A 19,382-nucleotide genomic window follows, 5' to 3' on the forward strand; every position below is an offset into this window, starting at 1 on the left:
TGCCGCCAGAGGTGATGGAGTTCTCGGCGCTCATGCTCGTCTCCTGTTCGGTTCCGATTGGGTTTTGCGTCAGTTGGGCTTTCGCCACCAGGTCGGCAGCTGATAGCCGAATATGGGGGTCTTTTGCGGATGTTCCAGATAGCTCCAGTAAGCGAGCCATTGCTGGGTGTTGTATTGCATCGGCACGATGTAGTTGCCTGAGATCAGCAGCCGGTCGAGCACGCGCACCGCCGCGACATAGTCCTCCTTGGCGCGCGCGTTCAGCATGGCGTCGATCGCGGCGTCGATCGCCGGATCGGCGACGCCGGCGAGATTGAACGATCCATCCGTCTTCGCGGCGACCGATCCCCAGCGGCCGAGCTGCTCGCTGCCGGGCGACAGCGAATTGCTGAAGCCGCTGGTGCCGATCAGCACCTCGAAGTCGAACCGCTGCTTGCGCGACTGGATCTGGTCGCCGTCCAGCGCGCGGATGCCGACATCTATGCCGATCTTCTCCAGCGTACGCTGGTAGACGGCGGCCAGCCGCTCCTCTTCCTGCGACGAGGTCAGGATCTCGAAGCCGAAGGGGTTTCCCTGCGGGTCGAGCATCTTGCCGTCCTGCACGTGAAAGCCGGCGCTCTTCAGCAACTCGAAGGCAGCCTTGAGCACTTTGCGATCCTGGCCCGAACCATCGGTCACGGGTGGGCGCCAGGTGCCGTCCATCACCTCTGGCGGCACGCGGCCGGGATAGGGGGCAAGCAGCGCCTTTTCGCGGTCGTCAGCCGGATGGCCGAGCGCGGACAGCTCGGAATTCTGCCAATAGCTCATGGTGCGGTTGAACTTGCCGCCGAACAGGTTCTTGTTCGCCCATTCGAAGTCGTAGAGCGTGCCGAGCGCGCGGCGCACGAGCGGGTTGGCGAACTTCGGCAGCCTGGTGTTGAACAGGAAGCCGGTGACCACCGGGGGGATGCCGGTATTGAAATATTCTTCCTTCACATCGCCCCGGCGGAAGGCCGGAAAGTCGATGTCGCGCTCACGCTTGACCGGATCGGTCTCGTCATCGAGGGCACAGATTCCTTTCTTGAACGCTTCTGTCTTGGCGTTGGCGTTGAGAAAATATTCGATGGTGATCTGGTCGAAATTGTCGAAGCCGCGTTTCGACGGAATGTCCTTGCCCCAATAGTCCGGGTTGCGCTTGAAGACGATGCGCTGCCCGGGCAGCACCTTGTCCACGGTGTAGGGTCCGCTGCCGATCAATGGCTTCAGCGTGGTCCTGTCGAACGTGTCCTTGTCGAGGGCGTGCTTCGGGACGATCGGCGTCAGCGCGACGATCAGCGGGAATTCGCGGTTGGCCTTGTCGTTGAAGGTAAATTTCACGCTGTGATCGCCGGTCTTCTCCAGCTTGGCGATCATGCTCATGCGGTCGCTGTAGGGCGGGCGGCCCTTGGCGGCGAAGACGTCATAGGTAAACAGCACGTCTTCCGGCGTCACCGGCTGGCCGTCGGACCATTTTGCGTTGGGGTTGAGATGGAACTCGATGCTCTTGCGCTCCGGATCCATGTCGGCGCTGTCGGCAAGCAGCCCATAGAGGCTGAAAGGCTCGTCATAGCTGCGCTGCATCAGCGGCTCGAAGACGAGATTGCCGTAAACGATATCGATCATGCCGCGCGCCGTGGTGCGCAGGCTTTTCAGGATGAAGGGGTTGAGGTTGTCGAAGGAGCCGACGACGCAATAGGTGACGCTTCCACCTTTCGGCGCGTCCGGATTGACGTAGTCGAAATGCTGGTAGTCGGGCGGCAGCGCCGGCTCGCCCTGCATGGCAATGCCGTGCTTCGGCTCCGACTGTGCCGGAAGGAGCGAAAGAGCCAAAAACGAGGTCGCGGCGATCAGCCGAACGAGAACGCGGTCCATGACCGTCTCCTTGCCGGGCGGCTTTGTGATTCGCCATGCACCCTAGAGCATTTCCTTACCTGATTGAATCGGTGCCCGATTGGGAATCGGGTTCAGCCGTTCCAGCGCCGATCGATGCTTGCCCCTGGGACATCAAACCGCGAAGAAATCACGGAAACCGGGCTGGATTCGACGCCGCTGGCAGTGTAACACGCGCTCCGAAGTCATCCTGTTGCCTCATTTGGGCAACAGGTAGCTGGACCACACGGCACGAAGAAGCCGGTCCCCGGGATCATTTGAGAGGAAAGTGCACCATATGACGATCAACGCGTACCGCCTTTCGGTGCTGGCCGCAGGCGTGGTCGGCGTTCTGGGCGCCGGGCTTTTCACCGCCTCGGCCCAACAGCAGCCGCAGATTCCTCAGGGCTGGTTCAAGGCCTGCACCAAGCAGGAAGACGTCGACATCTGCAACGTGCAGAACATCGTCACCGCCGGCAACGGCCAGCTCGTCACCGGCGTCAGCCTGATCGAGCTCAAGGGCAAGGTGAACCGCAAGGTCTTCCAGGTCACGGTCCCGACCGGCCGCCTCGTGCCTCCGGGCATTGCGCTCCAGATCGATGCCGGCAAGGCACAGAAGCTCGACTATGTGATCTGCTTCCCGGATCGTTGCGTGGCGGAAGTGCCGCTGAGCGACCAGCTCGTCGCTTCCTTCAAGAAGGGGCAGGGGATCACGCTCACTTCGATCAACTTCCAGAACCAGCCGAACCCGATCAAGATCGCGCTCACCGGCTTCAGCGGCGCCTATGACGGCCCGCCGCTGCAGCAGTCGGACATCGAGGACCGGCAGAAGAAGCTGCAGGACTTCGTCGCCAAGAACAACCAGGACTTCGCCAAGAAGCTCAAGGACGAGCAGGACAAGGCCAAGACCGCGAACTGATCGCCAGACGCGTTTCTCGGAAAACAAAGCGGGGCATTTGCCCCGCTTTTTTGTTGTCGCCGCGCGCCGCGCTTTGGGCGGCAGCCACTACACTTCAATGCTTCGAATGACGCTTCGGCTCGTAGCGGCCATCCGGCAGCTTATGGAACATCTCGCCGATCTGCGGATGCCGCACCGGCTCGCCCGACCGGTCCTCGAGCAGGTTCTGCTCGGACACATAGGCGATGTACTCGGTCTCCGAATTTTCCGCCAGAAGATGGTAGAAAGGCTGGTCCTTGCGCGGACGCACGTCGGCGGGGATGGCTTCGTACCATTCCTCAGTGTTGGCGAATTCCGGATCGACGTCGAAGATCACGCCGCGGAACGGAAACAGCCTATGGCGAACCACTTGCCCGATCGAGAATTTGGCCGTTTTCATCACGTTCACCACTTAGGGTCCGAGGCGCCTGTCGTGGCTGCGCGCAAGGCGCCTAAGGCCTTGAATTTACACATCACCCGGCCAAAAATCGACCCCGACTTTCGGCTGGTGCCTATTTGGCGCAGACGCGGACGCAATTCAATAGCCAAGTCCTTGACCTTGGCCGAAGCAACGGGTTAGCCCGCGCGGGAGTTTTCCCGCCCGAGCGAAAAATGTCTGACGTCATCGGTCTCGTTCTTCCATTCTTCGGCATGATCTTCGTCGGCTTCGTTGTGGCGCGCATCACCAAGCAGCCGCTTGAGGCGCTCGGCTGGATGAACATTTTCATCGTCTATGTCGCGCTGCCGGCCCTGTTCTTCCAGTTGCTCGCCAAGACGCCGTTCGAGCAATTGACCGAGTGGAGCTTCATCCTTGGCTCGCTCATCGCCACCTACGCGATCTTCACGCTGATGTTCGCCTGGTCGGTCTTCGTTTCCCGCGGCGGCATCGCGCCGGCGACGATCACGGCCCTCGCAGCGGCTTATGGCAACATCGGCTATATGGGACCGGGCCTCGCTTTGCTGGCGTTTGGCGAGCAGGCGGCGGTGCCGGTGGCGCTGATCTTCTGCTTCGAGAACATCGTGCATTTCACCGTCGCGCCGATGATGATGGCGTTGTCGGGCAAGGAGAAGGCACCGCCGCTCCAACTGGCGTTCGGTGTCTTGAAGAAGATCGCGCTGCATCCCTTCATCATCGCGACGGCGCTTGGCGTTGCCGCCGCCTATGTGGAGTTCCGCCCGCCGCTGCCTGTCGATCGCTTCCTGGACTACCTCGCCCGCGCGGCCGCGCCCTGCGCGCTGTTCGCCATGGGGGTGACGCTGGCGCTCAGGCCGCTCAACCGCGTGCCGCACGAGCTGGCGCTGATCGCGGGGCTGAAGCTGATCGTCCATCCGCTGCTTTGCTACGTCGTGCTGAGCTGGATCGGCAATTTCTCGCCGACCTGGGTCTTTTCAGCCATGCTGCTGGCGGCGCTGCCGACGGCGACCAATGTCTTCGTGATCGCGCAGCAATATGACGTGTGGGTGCAGCGGGCTTCGGCCAGCGTGCTGATCACGACATGTTTTTCGGTGGTGACGGTGACCGCGCTGCTCTATGCCATCCGGCACGGAATCCTACCGGCCGACCTCTTTCCTTAAGCCGCCGGCAATGGCGCGAAAACCGCTGCCGGGCCGCAGTCCCTCGCGCATGAAGAAGGCGCGCAGCGGCGCGAGGCCGCCCAGCGCGTTGAGGCCGGCGCTGCGCGCCAATTGCGCCGGCAGCATGTCGGACAAGAGCGACATGTTGAGCAGGTTCACCGCGCCGCTGCGCGCCCATATGTCGGGCCGGCGCCTGGTGTCATAGGCGGCGAGACTCTTGCGCGACCCGGGATCCATGCTGTTTTCACTCGCGATTCCAAGCAGATCGTCGATGTCCCTGATGCCGAGGTTGAGGCCTTGGGCGCCGATCGGCGGAAACACATGCGCCGCCTCGCCGACCAACGCCACGCGGTTTTGCGCGAAGCGGCCGGGCGAGGCCGCCGACAAGGGATAGACCTGCCGGCCCGGCTCGACCGAGACCCGGCCAAGCATCGATTGCATCTGCTCCTCGACACGCTCCGACAGGGTTGCCTCGTCGAGCGCGGCAAGCTCCTGCGCGGTCTGCGGCTTCACCACCCAGACCAGGCTCGAGCGTCTGCCGGGCAGCGGCACCTGCGTGAACGGTCCCGTTTCGGTATGGAACTCGGTCGAAATGAAGCCGTGCTCGCTGCGGTGGCCGAAATTGAGCACGAGCGCAGATTGCGGATAGGGCCGCGCGGAGGCGCGAATGCCGGCGGCTTCGCGCGCCGGGGAGAGGCGTCCGTCGGCGGCGACCGCCAGGCATGCCGAGACTTCGCTGCCGTCGGCCAGCCGCGCATGGGCCTGCTCGGCGTCGAGGCTCCAAGACTCGACGGTGGATTTCAGCCAATGAATCCCGTCATGACCTGAAACGGCCCCGGCGAGGATCGGGATAAGAGCCTTGTTCGGCAAATTGAGCCCGAACTGTTCCTCGCCGATCTCGCTGGCGCGGAAGGTCACGGTTGGACTGCGGATCAGCCGGCGGGTGGCGTCGACGATGCGCATCACCTTGAGCGGGGCGGCCTGCGGCTTCAGTTCGGCAAGGACGCCCAGCCGTTCAAGGACCTTCAGGGCGGGATTCATAAGGGCTGTGGTGCGGCCGTCAGTGGTGTTGGCCTCTGGACCGACCAGCGTCACGCCAAAGCCGGCCTCGGCAAAGCCGAGCGCGGCAATCAGGCCGGCCGGACCGCTGCCGGCAACCAGGATGCGGGCTTTGTCGTTGTGCTCCACGCCAGGCTTCCACAATGCGAGGCGACCCCGTCGGGCCTTTGTCCGGATATAGGGCAGATCAGCCGGCTTGATCAACGTGGCGATTCAGCCCATTCGATTGGCATGAGCGGTGAGCAGCACGATTTCAGCCATCTCGACCGCGCCGGCCGGGCGACGGCGGGCGTGGCGCGCAGCCCGCGCCTTGCGGTCATGCTCACGATCGGCATCAGCGTCGCGCTTGCGTGGCTCCTTCTCGGCGCGATGGCGATCCGCGGCGCCGAAAGCCGACCTGCCGGCGCCCCCGGCGACATGCTGCTGAAAAGCCTGCCGGGCCTGCCGCTGCCGGATTTCCTGGACCGGTTCTTCGCTCTCTGCCTTGCGCCGGCGCCGCTTGCAGGCCTGCAGGCGCCGGCGCTGGTGCTGATGTGGTTCCTGATGGCCGTGGCGACGATGCTGCCTTCGGCGGCGCCGCTGATCCGCACCTATTGCGAAATCGCCGATACGGCGAGGATCAAGGGCGAACCCGTCGTTCATCCGCTGGTGCTTGTCGGCGGATACCTTGCCACATGGCTTGGCGCATCCGTCTGCTTCGCCGCGCTGACGTTCGCGGTCTACGCCTTTGCCGGTTCCGGCCGGATGCTCGACCCAGCCGTCGGACTTGCCGGTGCTGCAGCCCTGCTCGCCGCCGGTCTCTATCAATTCAGCGGCCTCAAACAGGCATGCCTGGAAAAATGCCGCAACCCGTTCTCGATCCTGTTCGCCAACTGGAGCGCGAAACCGGGCCGCATCTTCCGCTTGGGACTGGAGCAGGGCGTCTGGTGCCTCGGTTGCTGCTGGGCGCTGATGCTAGTGATGTTTGCCGTCGGGGCGATGAACGTCTTCTGGATGGCACTGATCGGCCTGTTCACCCTGATCGAAAAACAGACCAGCGGCAGGGTGGCCAGCAGGGTTGCCGGTACGATACTGCTTGTGTGGGCGGCTGCCCTGCTATTAGTTTCGGCGTGAGGGGAGAATTCGATGACCGACCAAAGCTGGGCAATGAAAGGGGAGCTGGTACTCTCCTGCAATTGCACGGTTTTCTGTCCCTGCGTGCTGTCGCTCGGCAGCCATCCGCCGACAGAAGGCTACTGCCAGACCTGGGCGGGTTTTCGCATCGATGCAGGCCATTTCGGCGAAGTCGACCTTTCGGGCCTCAATCTCGGCCTGATCATGGAAATCCCCGGCTATATGAGCCGCGGCAACTGGACGGCCGGCCTGTTCATCGACAAGCGCGCCTCGGTCTATGCAGCGAAGGCGCTGACCAAGATATTCACCGGCAAGGCCGGCGGCACGACATCGCTGCTGTCGATCCTCGTCGGAAAATTCCTCGGCGTCGAGCAGGTGCCGATCACCTATGAGACGCGCGACAAGACGCGCGTCTTCCAGATACCGCGGATTATCGACGGAGCGGTGACGCCAATTCCCGGCAAGGACCGCGAGAAGGATACGGTGATCACCAATTCCGAATATTGGATCGCGCCGGAGATCATCGTGGCGAAGTCCGACAAGAGCAAGATGCGCGCTTTCGGCCGCAACTGGAATTTCGCCGGCCGCTCGGCCGAAATCTGCAAGCTGGACTGGCGGGGACCGTGAGCAAGAGCACAGCGGCCAGGAAAGCGGCAAAGAAGATCGCGGAGCGGATCCCGCTGCCGAAGAAGAAGGTGACGTGGCCGCAGGCGCGCGCGTTCTCCGTCCACCTGCTCACCGCTTCAGGATCGTTCCTCGCCTTCCTGTCGCTGGTGGCGGCGAGCGAGGAACGCTGGACGGCGATGTTCTGGTGGCTGGGGCTGGCGCTGTTCGTCGACGGCATCGACGGCCCGATCGCCAGGAAGCTCGAGGTGAAGGAAATCCTGCCGACATGGTCGGGAGAGCTCCTCGACAACATCATCGATTACGTCACTTACGTGCTCATTCCGGCCTTCGCGCTCTATCAGCGCGGCTTCATGGGCGAGAACCTGTCCTTCCTGTCGGCGGCCATCATCGTGGTCTCCAGCGCGATCTACTATGCCGACACCGGCATGAAAACGAAGGAGAACTTCTTCAAAGGGTTCCCCGTCGTCTGGAACATGGTGGTGTTCACGCTCTTCATCATCGAGCCTGGGCAATGGGTGTCTTTCGCCGTGGTGGTGGTAGCCGGCATTTTGACTTTCGTGCCGATCAATTTCATCCATCCGGTGCGCGTGGTGCGGTTGCGGCCGGTCAATCTCGGCATGACGCTTTTGTGGTGCGCCTTCGGCGCGCTGGCGCTGGCGCAGGCCGCACTTGCCGCCTTCTACGACAAGATCGGCGTGCTGGGAGAGCAGGTCAGCGACTTCACCAAGATCGGCATCACCATCACCGGCCTCTATCTCGCCTGCATCGGTGGCATCATGCAGATGTTTCCCAATCTGGGCGCCAAGAAGTCCTGATCCTGGATCTGGATAATTTTTGGTCGAATGGCCATCCTCGCCTGGCTGTCCATCGGCGCATGACCTTCCGAAACCCTTTCGGAATACATGTTCCAGATCGTGTCCGTACCCTTCAGAGAGTTGAGCGATGTCCAAGGCAATCCGTATCCACGCCAATGGCGGCCCCGAAGTCCTGACCTGTGAAGACGCCGATCCGGGCCAGCCGGGAGAAGGCCAGATCCTGATCCGGCACACGGCGATCGGCCTCAACTTCATCGACGTCTACTACCGCTCCGGGCTTTACCCGCCGCCCGGCGGCTTTCCGCTGATCCCGGGCGGCGAGGCGGCGGGCGTCGTGCTGGCGCTCGGCACGGGCGTCGACTGGCTGAAGCCCGGCGACCGCATCGCCTATGCCGTCAATGTCGGCGCCTATTGCGAGAAGCGGGTGGTCGCCGCCGACCGTGTGGTCAAAGTGCCGGACGGCATCAGCGACGAGCAGGCGGCGGCGATGATGCTGAAGGGCATGACGGCCGAGTACCTCTTGCGCCGTACGTTCCCGGTCAAGGCTGGCGACACGATCCTCTATCACGCGGCCGCAGGCGGCGTCGGCCTGATCCTCGGCCAATGGGCAAAGCATCTTGGCGCGACGGTGATCGGCACGGCCAGCTCCGCCGACAAGATCGAGCTCGCCCGGGCGCATGGCTTCGATCACGTCATCAACTACAAGGAGCAGGACTTCGTTGCCGGCGTTGCGGCGCTCACCGGCGGCAAGAAATGCGATGTTGTTTATGATTCCGTCGGCACTGACACCTTTCCGGCATCGCTCGATTGTCTGCGGCCGCTCGGCATGTTCGTCAGCTTCGGCCAGTCGTCAGGGCCGATCCCGCCTTTCTCGATGTCGCTGCTGGCACAGAAGGGCTCCATCTATGCAACCCGGCCGACGCTGTTCGTCTACAACGCCAGGCGCGAAGACCTTGTGAAGTCGGCGGAAGCGCTTTTCGACGTGGTCAAGAGCGGCGCCGTCGAGATCAAGATCAACCAGCGCTATGCGCTGAAGGACGCGGCAAAGGCGCAAGCTGATCTCGAAGCGCGCAAGACGACGGGAACGACGGTCCTCATTCCCTAGAGCTTTCATCGCTTCACACTTTTCGGCACATATCCTGGCCGACTGCCTTATTTTTCAGCGACTTGCCGTGCCCGAAGGCACGGCTCGCCTGAAAAGCGCTGCGGATTTGCCGTCGTTCCCAAGAGGTCTATCTTAGCCCTTGAGTTTCCGCTGAAATTCTTGAAGCTCTTTCAAGTTGGGTGCTGCTTTCCGATGGGAGCCGGCCGCGCATACCATGCTTTCGGGAACACAGAACATATCCGGGAAACTGGATGGGAGGCACTGTGAGTGCAAATCATGACAGGGCGAACCTGCTCGAGGTTCGTGGCCTAACCAAGATTTTTGGCACGCTGACCGCGTGCGATCACATCGATCTCAATATCGCCAAAGGCGAGATCCACGCGCTGCTCGGCGAGAACGGCGCCGGCAAGTCGACGCTGGTCAAGATGCTGTTCGGATCGCTCGAACCGAATTCGGGCGAGATCTTCTGGGATGGCAGCCCGGTCAAGATCACCAGCCCGGGCGTGGCCAAGAAGCTCGGCATCGGCATGGTGTTCCAGCACTTCTCGCTGTTCGAGGCGCTGACGGCGGCCGAAAACATCGCGCTTTCGCTCAATGACGGTTCGCCGATCAGCACGATTGCCGCCAAAGCGAGGGCGCTATCCTTCAGCTATGGCCTGCCGCTCGATCCGGACTCGCTGGTCGGAGACCTCTCGGTCGGCGAACGCCAGCGCATCGAGATCATCCGCTGCCTCTTGCAGACGCCGCAGCTCATCATCCTCGACGAGCCGACCTCGGTGCTGACGCCGCAGGAGGCCGACAAGCTGTTCGAGACGCTGGAGCGCCTGCGCTCGGAAGGCAAGTCGATCCTCTACATCTCGCACCGGCTGGAAGAGGTCAAACGCATCTGCGACCGCGCCACGGTGCTCCGCCACGGCAAGGTTGTCGGCCACTGCAACCCGCGTGAGGAGACCGCCGCATCGCTTGCCCGCATGATGGTCGGCAGCGAAGTGAAGGCCGTGGTGCGCGCGCCGGCAGACGGCATCGAAACCGCGCCGGCACTCTTGGAAATCCGTAGCCTCAGCCGCAAGCCGGCGACGCCCTTCGCCATCCCGCTCAAGAACATCAACCTCACCGTGCGCGCCGGCGAAGTGATCGGCATCGCCGGTGTCGCCGGCAACGGCCAGGGCGAATTCTTCGAATCCGTCTCCGGCGAAGTGCTGCAGCAGGATGCCGGTTCCGTGCGCATTCGCGGCAAGGACGCCGGGGGTCTTTCGATCACCGGCCGCCGGCTGATGGGAGCCGCCTTCGTGCCGGAAGAGCGCCTCGGCCACGGCGCGGCGCCGCGCATGAAGCTTTCGGAGAACCTGCTTCTGTCCCGCCACGCCACCGACGGCAAGGCTTTCGTCGGCTCGGGCGGCATGGTCAAGAACGGTGCCGTCTACAGCGCCGCCCAGCGCATCATCACCGCCATGGACGTGCGCAAGAGCGCGCCCGATCCCGAAGCGGCCGCGCTTTCGGGTGGCAATCTGCAGAAATTCATCGTCGGCCGCGAACTCGACCGCAAGCCGAGCGTCATGATTGTCAACCAGCCGACCTGGGGCGTCGACGCCGGTGCGGCCGCCCACATCCGCCAGGCCTTGATCGAGCTTGCCCGCAGCGGCTCGGCGGTCCTGGTCATCAGTCAGGACCTCGACGAATTGTTCGAGCTGTCGGATGCGATTGGCGTCATGCACAACGGAGAATTGTCGAAGCCGCTGCCGATCGCCGAGGCGACTTTCGAGAAGATCGGCCTGTTGATGGGCGGCGCCGAGCCCGGCCACGCCGAACACGCAATGGAGGTGGCATGATGCGCATCGAACTCGTCAAACGCCCGCAGCGCTCAGCGCTGTTCTCCATGCTGTCGCCCTTCATCGCCTTCGCGCTGACGATCATTGCCGGCGCCATCATGTTCGCATTGCTCGGCGTCAATCCGCTCAATGCCTTCGAGATCTATTTCGTCGAGCCGATCAGCCAGGTCTGGCAGTTGCATGAGCTGGCGATCAAGGCAGCACCGCTGATCCTGATCGCGGTCGGCCTGTCGGTCTGCTACAAGGCCAACATCTGGAACATCGGCGCCGAAGGCCAGTTCATATTCGGCGCGATCTTCGGCTCGATCATCCCGGTGCTGTTCCCGCAGTTCGAAGGTCCGCTGGTGATCCCGCTGATGCTTCTGCTCGGCATGGTCGGCGGCGCGTTCTACGCCTCCATCCCTGCGTTGTTGAAGACCCGCTTCAGCACCAACGAGATCCTGACCAGCCTGATGCTGGTCTATGTCGCGCAGCTCTTCCTCGACTGGCTGGTGCGCGGTCCATGGCGCGATCCGCAGGGCCATGGCTTTCCGCAGACCATCCAGTTCGGCGAGTCGGCGGTGCTGCCCGAGCTGATGCCCGATGCCGGCCGCGCCAATTGGGGCTTCGTCTTCGCCCTGGTCGCCGCCGTGCTGGTCTGGCTGATGATGAGCCGGATGCTGAAAGGTTTCGAGGTGCGCGTGCTGGGCTCCAGCCCAAGGGCAGGGCGCTTTGCCGGCTTCGGCTTCAACCGGATGGTGTTCTTCACCTTCCTTCTGTCCGGCGCGCTGTCCGGTCTGGCGGGTATCTCGGAAGTGTCCGGCGCCATCGGCCAATTGCAGCCGGTGATCTCGCCCGGTTATGGCTTCACCGCCATCATCGTCGCCTTCCTCGGCAGGCTCAATCCGCTTGGCATCGTCGCCGCGGGCCTTGTGCTGGCGCTGACCTATCTCGGCGGCGAGGCGGTTCAAAGCGCCCTCGGCATTTCCGACAAGGTGGCGCGCGTTTTCCAGGGCATGCTTTTGTTCTTCGTGCTCGGCTGCGACACGCTCATCCATTACCGCATTCGCCTGATCGGCATGGCGCTGACGAAGCCGAACGGCGCGGCGCAGCTCGAAGCGGCGCCCAAGCTCGAGGAGGCCCGCTGATGGACATCACCGTCAACATCCTTTTGACCATCGCGACCGCGGCGACGCCGCTTCTGATCGCGGCGATCGGCGAACTGGTGGTCGAACGCTCCGGCGTGCTCAATCTCGGCGTCGAGGGCATGATGATCATGGGCGCCGTCGGCGGCTTCGGCGCCGGCTACCTCACCGGATCGCCATGGATCGGCCTGCTTGCCGCAATCATCGTCGGCGCGCTGTTCTCGCTGCTGTTCGCCGTCATGACGTTGTCGCTCGCGACCAACCAGGTGGCGACCGGCCTGTCGCTGACGCTGCTCGGCCTCGGCCTGTCGGGCATGATCGGCACCAGCTTCGTCGGTCAGCCAGGCGTCAGATTGCCCAATCTCGATATCCCGGTGATCAGCTCGATCCCGGTGGTGGGCAGGCTGATCTTCGGCCAGGATCCGGTCTTCTACATCTCGATCGCTCTGACCGCGGCGGTGATGTGGTTCCTGTTCAGGACGCGCACCGGCCTGACGCTCCGCTCGATCGGCGACAGCCATACGTCGGCGCATGCGCTTGGCATCAAGGTCATCCGCTACCGCTATCTCGCCGTGATGTTCGGCGGCGCCTGCGCTGGCCTTGCTGGCGGGCATCTGTCGCTGGTCTACACGCCGCAATGGGTGGAGAACATGAGCGCGGGCCGCGGCTGGATCGCGCTGGCGCTGGTGGTGTTCGCTTCCTGGCGCCCGTGGCGGGTGCTGGCCGGCGCCTATATCTTCGGCGCAGTGTGGATCGGCCAGCTTCATGCACAGGCTTTTGGCATTCCTGTGCCTTCGCAGTTTCTTTCTTCGCTGCCCTATCTGGCAACCATCGTGGTTCTCGTTCTAATCTCCCGCAACAAGCGGCTGACGATGATGAACACGCCGGCTTCGTTGGGGCAGCCATTCGTTCCGGATCGTTGACGATAACAAAAAGACGGGAAGCTCCAAGGCTTAACTCAGAGAGGTAACACAATGAAAAAACTGCTTATTGCGTTGATGACCACGACGGCGGCCCTGTCGCTGGCGGTAACCGCCGAGGCCGCCGACAAGCTGAAGGCGTGCTGGGTCTACACGGGTCCGATCGGCGACTTCGGCTACTCCTACCAGCACGACCAGGGCCGCCTCGAGGTCGAAAAGGCGCTGGGCGACAAGGTCGAGACCGCCTATCTCGAAAACGTGTCGGAAGGCCCCGACGCCGATCGCGCTTTCGAGCGCCTGGCGCGCGAGAACTGCAAGATCATCTTCGGCACCTCCTTCGGCTTCATGGATGCCGAAGTGAAGGTCGCCAAGAAGTTCCCGAAGGTGATGTTCGAGCATGCCACCGGCTTCAAGACCGGCGACAATCTCGGCATCTACAATGCCCGCTTCTATGAAGGTCGCTATGTGCTCGGCCAGATCGCGGCCAAGGAATCGAAGAAGGGCCTCGCCGGCTACATCGTCTCCTTCCCGATCCCGGAAGTGGTGATGGGCATCAACTCCTTCATCCTCGGCGCCCAGTCGATCAATCCCGACTTCAAGGTGAAGATCGTGTGGGTGAACTCCTGGTTCGACCCGGGCAAGGAAGCCGACGCCGCCAAGGCGCTGTTCGACCAGGGCGCCGACATCATCGCCCAGCATACCGACTCGACCGCCGCGCTGCAGGTCGCCGAGGAGCGCAAGCTGCACGGCTTCGGCCAATCGTCCGACATGATCAAGTTTGCGCCGAACGCGCAGCTGACCTCGCTGACCGACGAATGGGGCCCGTACTATATCAGCCGCGTCCAGGCCGCGCTCGACGGAACCTGGAAGCCGGACAATGTCTGGCTCGGCATCAAGGACGGCGCGGTCAAGCTCGCGCCCTACACCAACATGCCTGACGACGTGAAGGCGATGGCACAGGCGACCGAGAAGAAGATTGCCGGCGGCTGGAATCCCTTTACCGGACCTGTCTCCAAGCAGGATGGTTCGCCCTGGCTGAAGGACGGCGAGGTCGCCGACGACGGCACGCTGCTCGGCATGAATTTCTACGTCAAGGGCATCGACGACAAGCTGCCCCAGTAGGCGGCAAGTCGCGGAACCGAAACGGAAAAGGGCGCCCGGGGCGCCCTTTTTCTTTGAAGCTGCGTGGGTTCGCGCAGGCTGTCAGACCGCCGAGCCATAAAGGTCATACGCATCCGCGCGGTCGATCTTCACCGTGACGATTTCGCCGGCGCGCAGCGGCCGCCGCGACTGGATGTGCACCGAGCCGTCGATCTCCGGCGCGTCGTATTTGGTGCGGCCTTTGCCGGATATGCCATGCGCCTCATCGATCAGCACCGGCAGGCGCTTGCCGACCTTTTTGGCCAACTGCGCAGCCGAGATCTTCTGCTGGCGCTGCATGAAGCGGTGCCAGCGCGCTTCCTTGATGTCCTGCGGCACCTGCTCCAGTCCGAGGTCGTTGTAGCGCGCGCCCCTGACCGGTTCGTATTTGAAGCAACCGGCGCGATCGATCTTGGCCTCGTCCAGCCAGTCGAGCAGCATCTGAAAATCGTCTTCGGTCTCGCCGGGGAAGCCGACGATGAACGTCGAACGGATGGCGAGGTCGGGGCAGACCTCGCGCCAGCCGCGGATGCGGTCCAGCGTCTTTTCGCCATGCGCGGGCCGGCGCATGTTCTTCAGCACCTGTGGCGAGGCATGCTGGAAGGGGATGTCGAGATAGGGAAGGATCTTTCCCTCCGCCATCAGCGGAATGACGTCGGCGACATGCGGGTAGGGATACACGTAATGCATGCGCACCCAGATGCCGAGCTTGCCTAATTCCTCGGCGAGGTCAAGGAATTTAGCCCGCACCTCACGGTCGCCGAACATCGACGTTTGGTACTTGATGTCGATGCCGTAGGCGCTGGTGTCCTGCGAGATGACGAGGATTTCCTTGACGCCGGCCTTGGCGAGCTTTTCGGCTTCGCGCAGCACGTCCGCGGCAGGGCGCGAGACGAGATCGCCGCGCAGTGCGGGAATGATGCAGAAGGTGCAGCGGTTGTTGCAGCCCTCGGAAATCTTCAGGTAGGCATAGTGGCGCGGCGTCAGCTTCACGCCTTGCGGCGGCAGCAGATCGATGTAGGGATCGTGGCTGGGCGGCGCCGCCTCGTGCACCGCCGCCATCACGCTCTCATAGGCCTGCGGGCCGGTGATCGCCAGCACGTTGGGATGCTTCTCGCGGATCACGTCCGGCTCGGCGCCGAGACAGCCGGTGACGATGACGCGGCCGTTTTCGGAAAGGGCGGAGCCGATGGCGTTGAGCGACTCGTCGCGCGCGGAATCGAGGAAGCCGCAGGTGTTGACGACGACAAGGTCGGCGCCGTCATGCTTGCGCGCGATCTCATAGCCCTCGGCGCGCAGCCGCGTGATGATGCGCTCGGAATCGACGAGCGCCTTCGGGCATCCAAGACTGACGAAACTGACGCGTGGGGCGGACATAGATTTGTTTCCAAGAGATGAGGGCGAGATCGAGAATTGAGCCTTTGGCCCTGAAGATCGATCTAGGGCGTTTCCACCGTTTCACGGAAACGGCGAAACGCTCTATCCCTTTGTTTTAACGCAATTCCGGACGGAAAACCGCTCACACTTTTCCTGGAATTGCTCTAGGTGCGCGGCTTTGAGCCGTTTTCGCGCGGCGCAATAGCACGCTTCGCCTGAGAAGCAAACTGCCTGTCGACCGACCGCTGCTCGCTTGCCTCAGTGGCTGTCCGGCCCGAACAATGGCGCCAGGAAGGCAAAATGGTCTGGAAACTGCTGCACGGCGCCTCCGAGAAGCATGTTCACCGCGACGTAAAGAATGATCAGCAGGCCGATATAGGCGATCCAGCGATACCTGTGCAGCAGGCGCGCGACAAAGGATGCGGCAAAGCCCATCAGCGCGATCGAAAGGGCCAGCCCGATTATCAGTACGGTGGGATGCTTCATGGCGGCGCCGGCCACGGCGAGCACGTTGTCGAGCGACATCGAGACGTCGGCGATGACGATCTGCCAGGCGGCCTGCGAGAAGGTCTTGCGCGCTCCCTTGCCCGCGACGGAACCGTCCTTGTTGTAATCGCTGTTCGACAGCGCTTCGGTCGCGTCGCGCTCGTCGTCATGGCTGACGCGCAGTTCACGCCACATCTTCCAGCACACCCACAGAAGCAAAAGCCCGCCGGCGATAAGCAGCATCGGGCCGATGCTCAGCAGCCATTGCGTGATCAGGGCAAAGATGATGCGCAGGACGGTGGCTGCCGCGATGCCGACCAGGATCGCGCGCTTGCGCTGGTCCGCGGGAAGGCCGGCCGCCGCGAGGCCGATCACAATTGCGTTGTCGCCGGCGAGCGCGAGATCGATTGCGACGACCTGGAGGAGGGCTGAAAGGCCTGCGGCAGTGAATATTTCCATCGACTAGAAATCCTTGCCTGAAATGAACATAGCCCTTTATCCCGACGGGCCTAAAGGCATGGTCCACCGGCGTCAAGGCGCAGGTTTGGACATCGCCGGAAAACAACGCCGCCGGCGCAAGCACTCAAGGATTTGGGGTGGTCGCCGGCAAGGCGGGCAGGCCGAAAAACTAATCGTAGAGATTATATTTGGCCCAGTCGGCTTCCGGGATTTCGTCGCCGATCTTGTAGCGGAACTGCAGCACCTGCATGTGGTCAGGCGCGGTCTGGCATTTGAACTTCAGCCGGTACCATTGGCCCTTGCTGCGGAAGGCGGCGCCAGAGCTCTTGATGGCGTCGGCGCTCATCTGTGGGGTGGCGAAGGCGTAGGCCACGACGCGGTCGGCCTTGTAGTTGCGATCGTCGTGACTGATCCGGTCGAGCACCTCTGCGTCACACCGCTGTTCGAGGCGGGTCTGCGGGTCGAGTTTCATCAGGCCGGCGCGCAACGCATTGTCCATCGCCTTGGCCGGCAAGACCAGCGTCAGAGACGCCAGAACCATCAGGCAGAGCTTCTTCATGGGCGCGAGAAGCAGCATATTTTGTCCGAGAAATCAAATGAACGCTGCTTCACCAAGCGTTGACCACCACGCGACGCGCCGGGGGAGCTTCGGTTCCGACAAATGCACCCATCATGCAACCGCTGGTCGCTGCCATCCGCAGAATCGCTAATAGGCGGGGAATGTCTAGGTGACACAGGGTGCGTCGCGTCGTGCTTTTCCTGCATTCAGGCCATGATATGCCCAGAAAAAGTCACCCCTGAAAACCGCTTCTGGATAGCCATCCGCGGAACGCCTTTCGGCCGAATGGCATATCGGTCGCCTCTTCATTGTCGTAGGGCGTGCGGCAGGAAAAGCCAGAAAATCCAAATGGTTCAATACTTTCCGCGGCGATAGATCGCGAGTCGGATTACTTGATCCTGATAACAAATCCGTGATCTCGACCGCCGGCTTGCAATTGAAGCGAAGTTGACAAGGCGCTTCCCCTGGGTCACGCCATGGCCGGACGGGGACGGGTTGGTCGACCCGGGGGGACTGCGGCAATGGCGAAGATCGAGACGGCCAAGGGGTCGAAGTTCGGCCTGGGACGTGTTTTGCCTAGCCCTCACGCCGGTCCAACAGCAATCGCTGCGCACTCCCTGTTGATTGCCCCAAAGTCAGCGCTGGCCGGCGTCGATAGGCCTTGGGTCTCAACCGCGGCAATGATGATTGTCACTTTGCCTGCTGTCGGCCTGAAGGCTCTGCGACGGTCCGCCCGATCGAGTGTGTTCGGGATGCTCACGGGCACAATGCTGCTTCTGCCTATGGGCAGCGCGTTCGCCGTGGCGGTCAACGACCTAGTGTACAATACCGGCACCCAGCAATTCGAGAAGGTCGTCCAGATCCCGTCGCCGTCCAATGGCTGGGTGGTGACCCAGGGCGCCCCTGACCAAGACGGCAAGCCCACCTTCAACGCCGTCATTGTTTCGCCGCCCGCCGTCGGAAGCTCTTACGTCTCCGGCGGAATAACCTACACGGTCGCGTCCTACACCAAGACGAACGTGAACGGCACCGACTACTACACCGGCATCGTGCTCACGAACGACAAGGACTCCACGACAACCACGCTCACCACCTATCGGGACAACGTTAAGATAGATGGCGGTGGCGCTGGCGCGTCCGGCACCGGCGGCACGGTGACCTCGGGCAACGACGTGCGCTTCGTCGACCGCCAGACCGGCTCCAACGGTTCCGGAGGCTCGAACGCCTATGGCATTGTCATCGATTTCGGCATCCTCGGCAGCCTGACTATTGGCGTGAGCGGCTCGGACGGCCAGCCGGGCGGCAACGGGCCGACGATCAACGACACGCTGGGTTTCGACAAGAGCTACAGTTCCAGCCAGGACGGCAAAGCCGCGGTCGAAATCGTCAGCATTGGTGGCGACGGCGGCAACGGCGGCGACTCCTACGGCAACCAGAAGGCCCGCCAGGGCGGCGCTGCCGGCCAGGGCGGCGACATCACGCTGAACTCGGCGGCGACGATCACCACCGATGCGGTCGGAGCCGACGGCATCTTCGTGATGAGCAAGGGCGGCCAGGGCGGCGCCGGCGGCAATGGCTACATCCTGAGCGAGGGCGGCGCCGGCGGCCCGCCGACGAAAGGCGGCACGGTCATTGTCACCAACAGCGGCCAGATCACCACCAACCAGGACAAGTCCGTCGGCATTTTTGCGCAATCGATCGGCGGCGGCGGCGGCTCGGGCGGCGACAGCTTCGGCATCGTCGGCCAGCCCGGCTCCGCCTCGGCCGGCGGCAATGGCGGCACCGTCACCGTCACCAACACCGGCGTCATCGAGACCAAGGGCGCTCGGTCCTACGGCATCTGGGCGCAGTCGCTCGGCGGCAGCGGCGGCAATGCCGGCGATTCCGGCGGCATCGTCGCGCTTGGCAACAAGCTCGGCTCCGGCGGCGGCACTGGCGACACCGTGACCGTCAACAACAATGGCGGCGGCAACATCACGACCTACGGCGTCGGCGCCTTCGGCATCCTGGCGCAGTCGATCGGCGGTGGCGGCGGCGATGCGGGCGGCGCCGGCGGCCTCGTCGCCATCGGCGGCGATGCCGGCTCCGGCGGCGACGGCAAGACCGTCATCGTCACCAACCACGGGAACGTCACGACACATGGCGGCACGGACACGAGCGTCACGGATCTCGGTCCAACCATCAAGGATGTCGGCGCCGACGCGATCGTGGCGCAATCGATCGGCGGCGGCGGCGGCAACGGCTCGGGCAGCGGCGGCCTGGTCGCCATCGGGGGCGAAGGCGATGCGGGCGGCATGGGCGGATCGGTGACCGTCACCAATGACGGCACGCTCATCACCACCGGACCGAAGGCGCGCGGCATCTATGCCC

16 protein-coding genes and 1 pseudogene are annotated in these 19,382 nt (G+C 63.2%); 11 read left to right on the plus strand and 6 right to left on the minus strand.

Annotated features, from left to right (window positions below):
• Nucleotides 1–69: 69 nt before the first annotated feature.
• Complete coding sequence (locus FJ471_RS29590; protein WP_140808623.1) at nt 70–1,890, minus strand: extracellular solute-binding protein; 1,821 nt, start codon at nt 1,888–1,890, stop codon at nt 70–72.
• Nucleotides 1,891–2,185: 295 nt separating this feature from the next.
• Between FJ471_RS29590 and FJ471_RS29595 the strand changes: the two genes are divergently transcribed.
• A complete protein-coding gene (locus tag FJ471_RS29595; protein ID WP_095765425.1) occupies nt 2,186–2,806 on the plus strand; it encodes an invasion associated locus B family protein in 621 nt (206 codons plus the stop codon).
• Between the two features lie 94 nt (nt 2,807–2,900).
• On the opposite strand, the gene hspQ is transcribed toward FJ471_RS29595, so the two are convergent.
• Entirely contained in the window at nt 2,901–3,224 is a 324-nt protein-coding gene (gene hspQ, locus FJ471_RS29600) for a heat shock protein HspQ (RefSeq protein WP_181179818.1), read from the minus strand.
• A gap of 212 nt (nt 3,225–3,436) precedes the next feature.
• Here hspQ and FJ471_RS29605 point away from each other — a divergent pair, with 212 nt between their 5' ends.
• Nucleotides 3,437–4,399 (plus strand): AEC family transporter, encoded by a 963-nt coding sequence (locus tag FJ471_RS29605; RefSeq protein WP_140808627.1) that lies wholly within the window; start codon nt 3,437–3,439, stop codon nt 4,397–4,399.
• Here the strand turns inward: FJ471_RS29605 and FJ471_RS29610 are convergent.
• Nucleotides 4,376–5,587 (minus strand): UbiH/UbiF family hydroxylase, encoded by a 1,212-nt coding sequence (locus FJ471_RS29610; RefSeq protein WP_140808629.1) that lies wholly within the window; start codon nt 5,585–5,587, stop codon nt 4,376–4,378. The genes FJ471_RS29605 and FJ471_RS29610 overlap by 24 nt on opposite strands.
• A 102-nt stretch (nt 5,588–5,689) precedes the next feature.
• Here FJ471_RS29610 and FJ471_RS29615 point away from each other — a divergent pair, with 102 nt between their 5' ends.
• From FJ471_RS29615 to FJ471_RS29650, 8 genes are all read left to right on the plus strand, one after another.
• Complete coding sequence (locus FJ471_RS29615) at nt 5,690–6,571, plus strand: DUF2182 domain-containing protein (RefSeq protein WP_140808631.1); 882 nt, start codon at nt 5,690–5,692, stop codon at nt 6,569–6,571.
• A gap of 12 nt (nt 6,572–6,583) precedes the next feature.
• On the plus strand, nt 6,584–7,198 hold the full coding sequence (locus FJ471_RS29620; RefSeq protein ID WP_140808633.1) for a DUF1326 domain-containing protein: 615 nt from the start codon (nt 6,584–6,586) through the stop codon (nt 7,196–7,198).
• The gene (gene pcsA / locus FJ471_RS29625; RefSeq protein WP_181179820.1) at nt 7,195–8,013 is read left to right on the plus strand and encodes a phosphatidylcholine synthase; all 819 of its coding nucleotides are present in this window, start codon (nt 7,195–7,197) and stop codon (nt 8,011–8,013) included. The genes FJ471_RS29620 and pcsA overlap by 4 nt, the downstream gene beginning before the upstream one ends.
• A gap of 127 nt (nt 8,014–8,140) precedes the next feature.
• A complete protein-coding gene (locus FJ471_RS29630) occupies nt 8,141–9,118 on the plus strand; it encodes a quinone oxidoreductase (RefSeq protein ID WP_140808635.1) in 978 nt (325 codons plus the stop codon).
• 251 nt (nt 9,119–9,369) lie between these two features.
• Complete coding sequence (locus FJ471_RS29635; RefSeq protein ID WP_181179822.1) at nt 9,370–10,947, plus strand: ABC transporter ATP-binding protein; 1,578 nt, start codon at nt 9,370–9,372, stop codon at nt 10,945–10,947.
• Complete coding sequence (locus tag FJ471_RS29640; protein ID WP_140808639.1) at nt 10,944–12,074, plus strand: ABC transporter permease; 1,131 nt, start codon at nt 10,944–10,946, stop codon at nt 12,072–12,074. Before FJ471_RS29635 ends, FJ471_RS29640 begins: the two co-directional genes overlap by 4 nt.
• Complete coding sequence (locus FJ471_RS29645; RefSeq protein WP_140808641.1) at nt 12,074–12,994, plus strand: ABC transporter permease; 921 nt, start codon at nt 12,074–12,076, stop codon at nt 12,992–12,994. The genes FJ471_RS29640 and FJ471_RS29645 overlap by 1 nt, the downstream gene beginning before the upstream one ends.
• Before the next feature lie 51 nt (nt 12,995–13,045).
• Nucleotides 13,046–14,113, plus strand: coding sequence for a BMP family ABC transporter substrate-binding protein (locus FJ471_RS29650; RefSeq protein WP_140808643.1), 1,068 nt, complete (start codon nt 13,046–13,048; stop codon nt 14,111–14,113).
• 81 nt (nt 14,114–14,194) lie between these two features.
• Here the strand turns inward: FJ471_RS29650 and rimO are convergent, their stop codons facing one another.
• The 3 genes from rimO to FJ471_RS29665 all read right to left on the minus strand — a co-directional run bounded on the left by rimO (nt 14,195) and on the right by FJ471_RS29665 (nt 17,030).
• Nucleotides 14,195–15,508: a 30S ribosomal protein S12 methylthiotransferase RimO gene (gene rimO, locus FJ471_RS29655; protein WP_140808645.1), complete on the minus strand. Its 1,314-nt coding sequence runs from the start codon at nt 15,506–15,508 to the stop codon at nt 14,195–14,197.
• Nucleotides 15,509–15,766: 258 nt separating this feature from the next.
• Nucleotides 15,767–16,453, minus strand: coding sequence for a TerC family protein (locus FJ471_RS29660; protein ID WP_140808647.1), 687 nt, complete (start codon nt 16,451–16,453; stop codon nt 15,767–15,769).
• 169 nt (nt 16,454–16,622) lie between these two features.
• Nucleotides 16,623–17,030, minus strand: coding sequence for a DUF930 domain-containing protein (locus tag FJ471_RS29665; protein WP_181179824.1), 408 nt, complete (start codon nt 17,028–17,030; stop codon nt 16,623–16,625).
• A 749-nt stretch (nt 17,031–17,779) separates the two neighbouring features.
• Between FJ471_RS29665 and FJ471_RS29670 the strand changes: the two are divergent.
• A pseudogene (locus FJ471_RS29670) lies at nt 17,780–19,382 on the plus strand (hypothetical protein); the annotation flags it as partial.

Source organism: Mesorhizobium sp. B2-7-1 (assembly GCF_006440735.1).
Classification (GTDB): domain Bacteria; phylum Pseudomonadota; class Alphaproteobacteria; order Rhizobiales; family Rhizobiaceae; genus Mesorhizobium.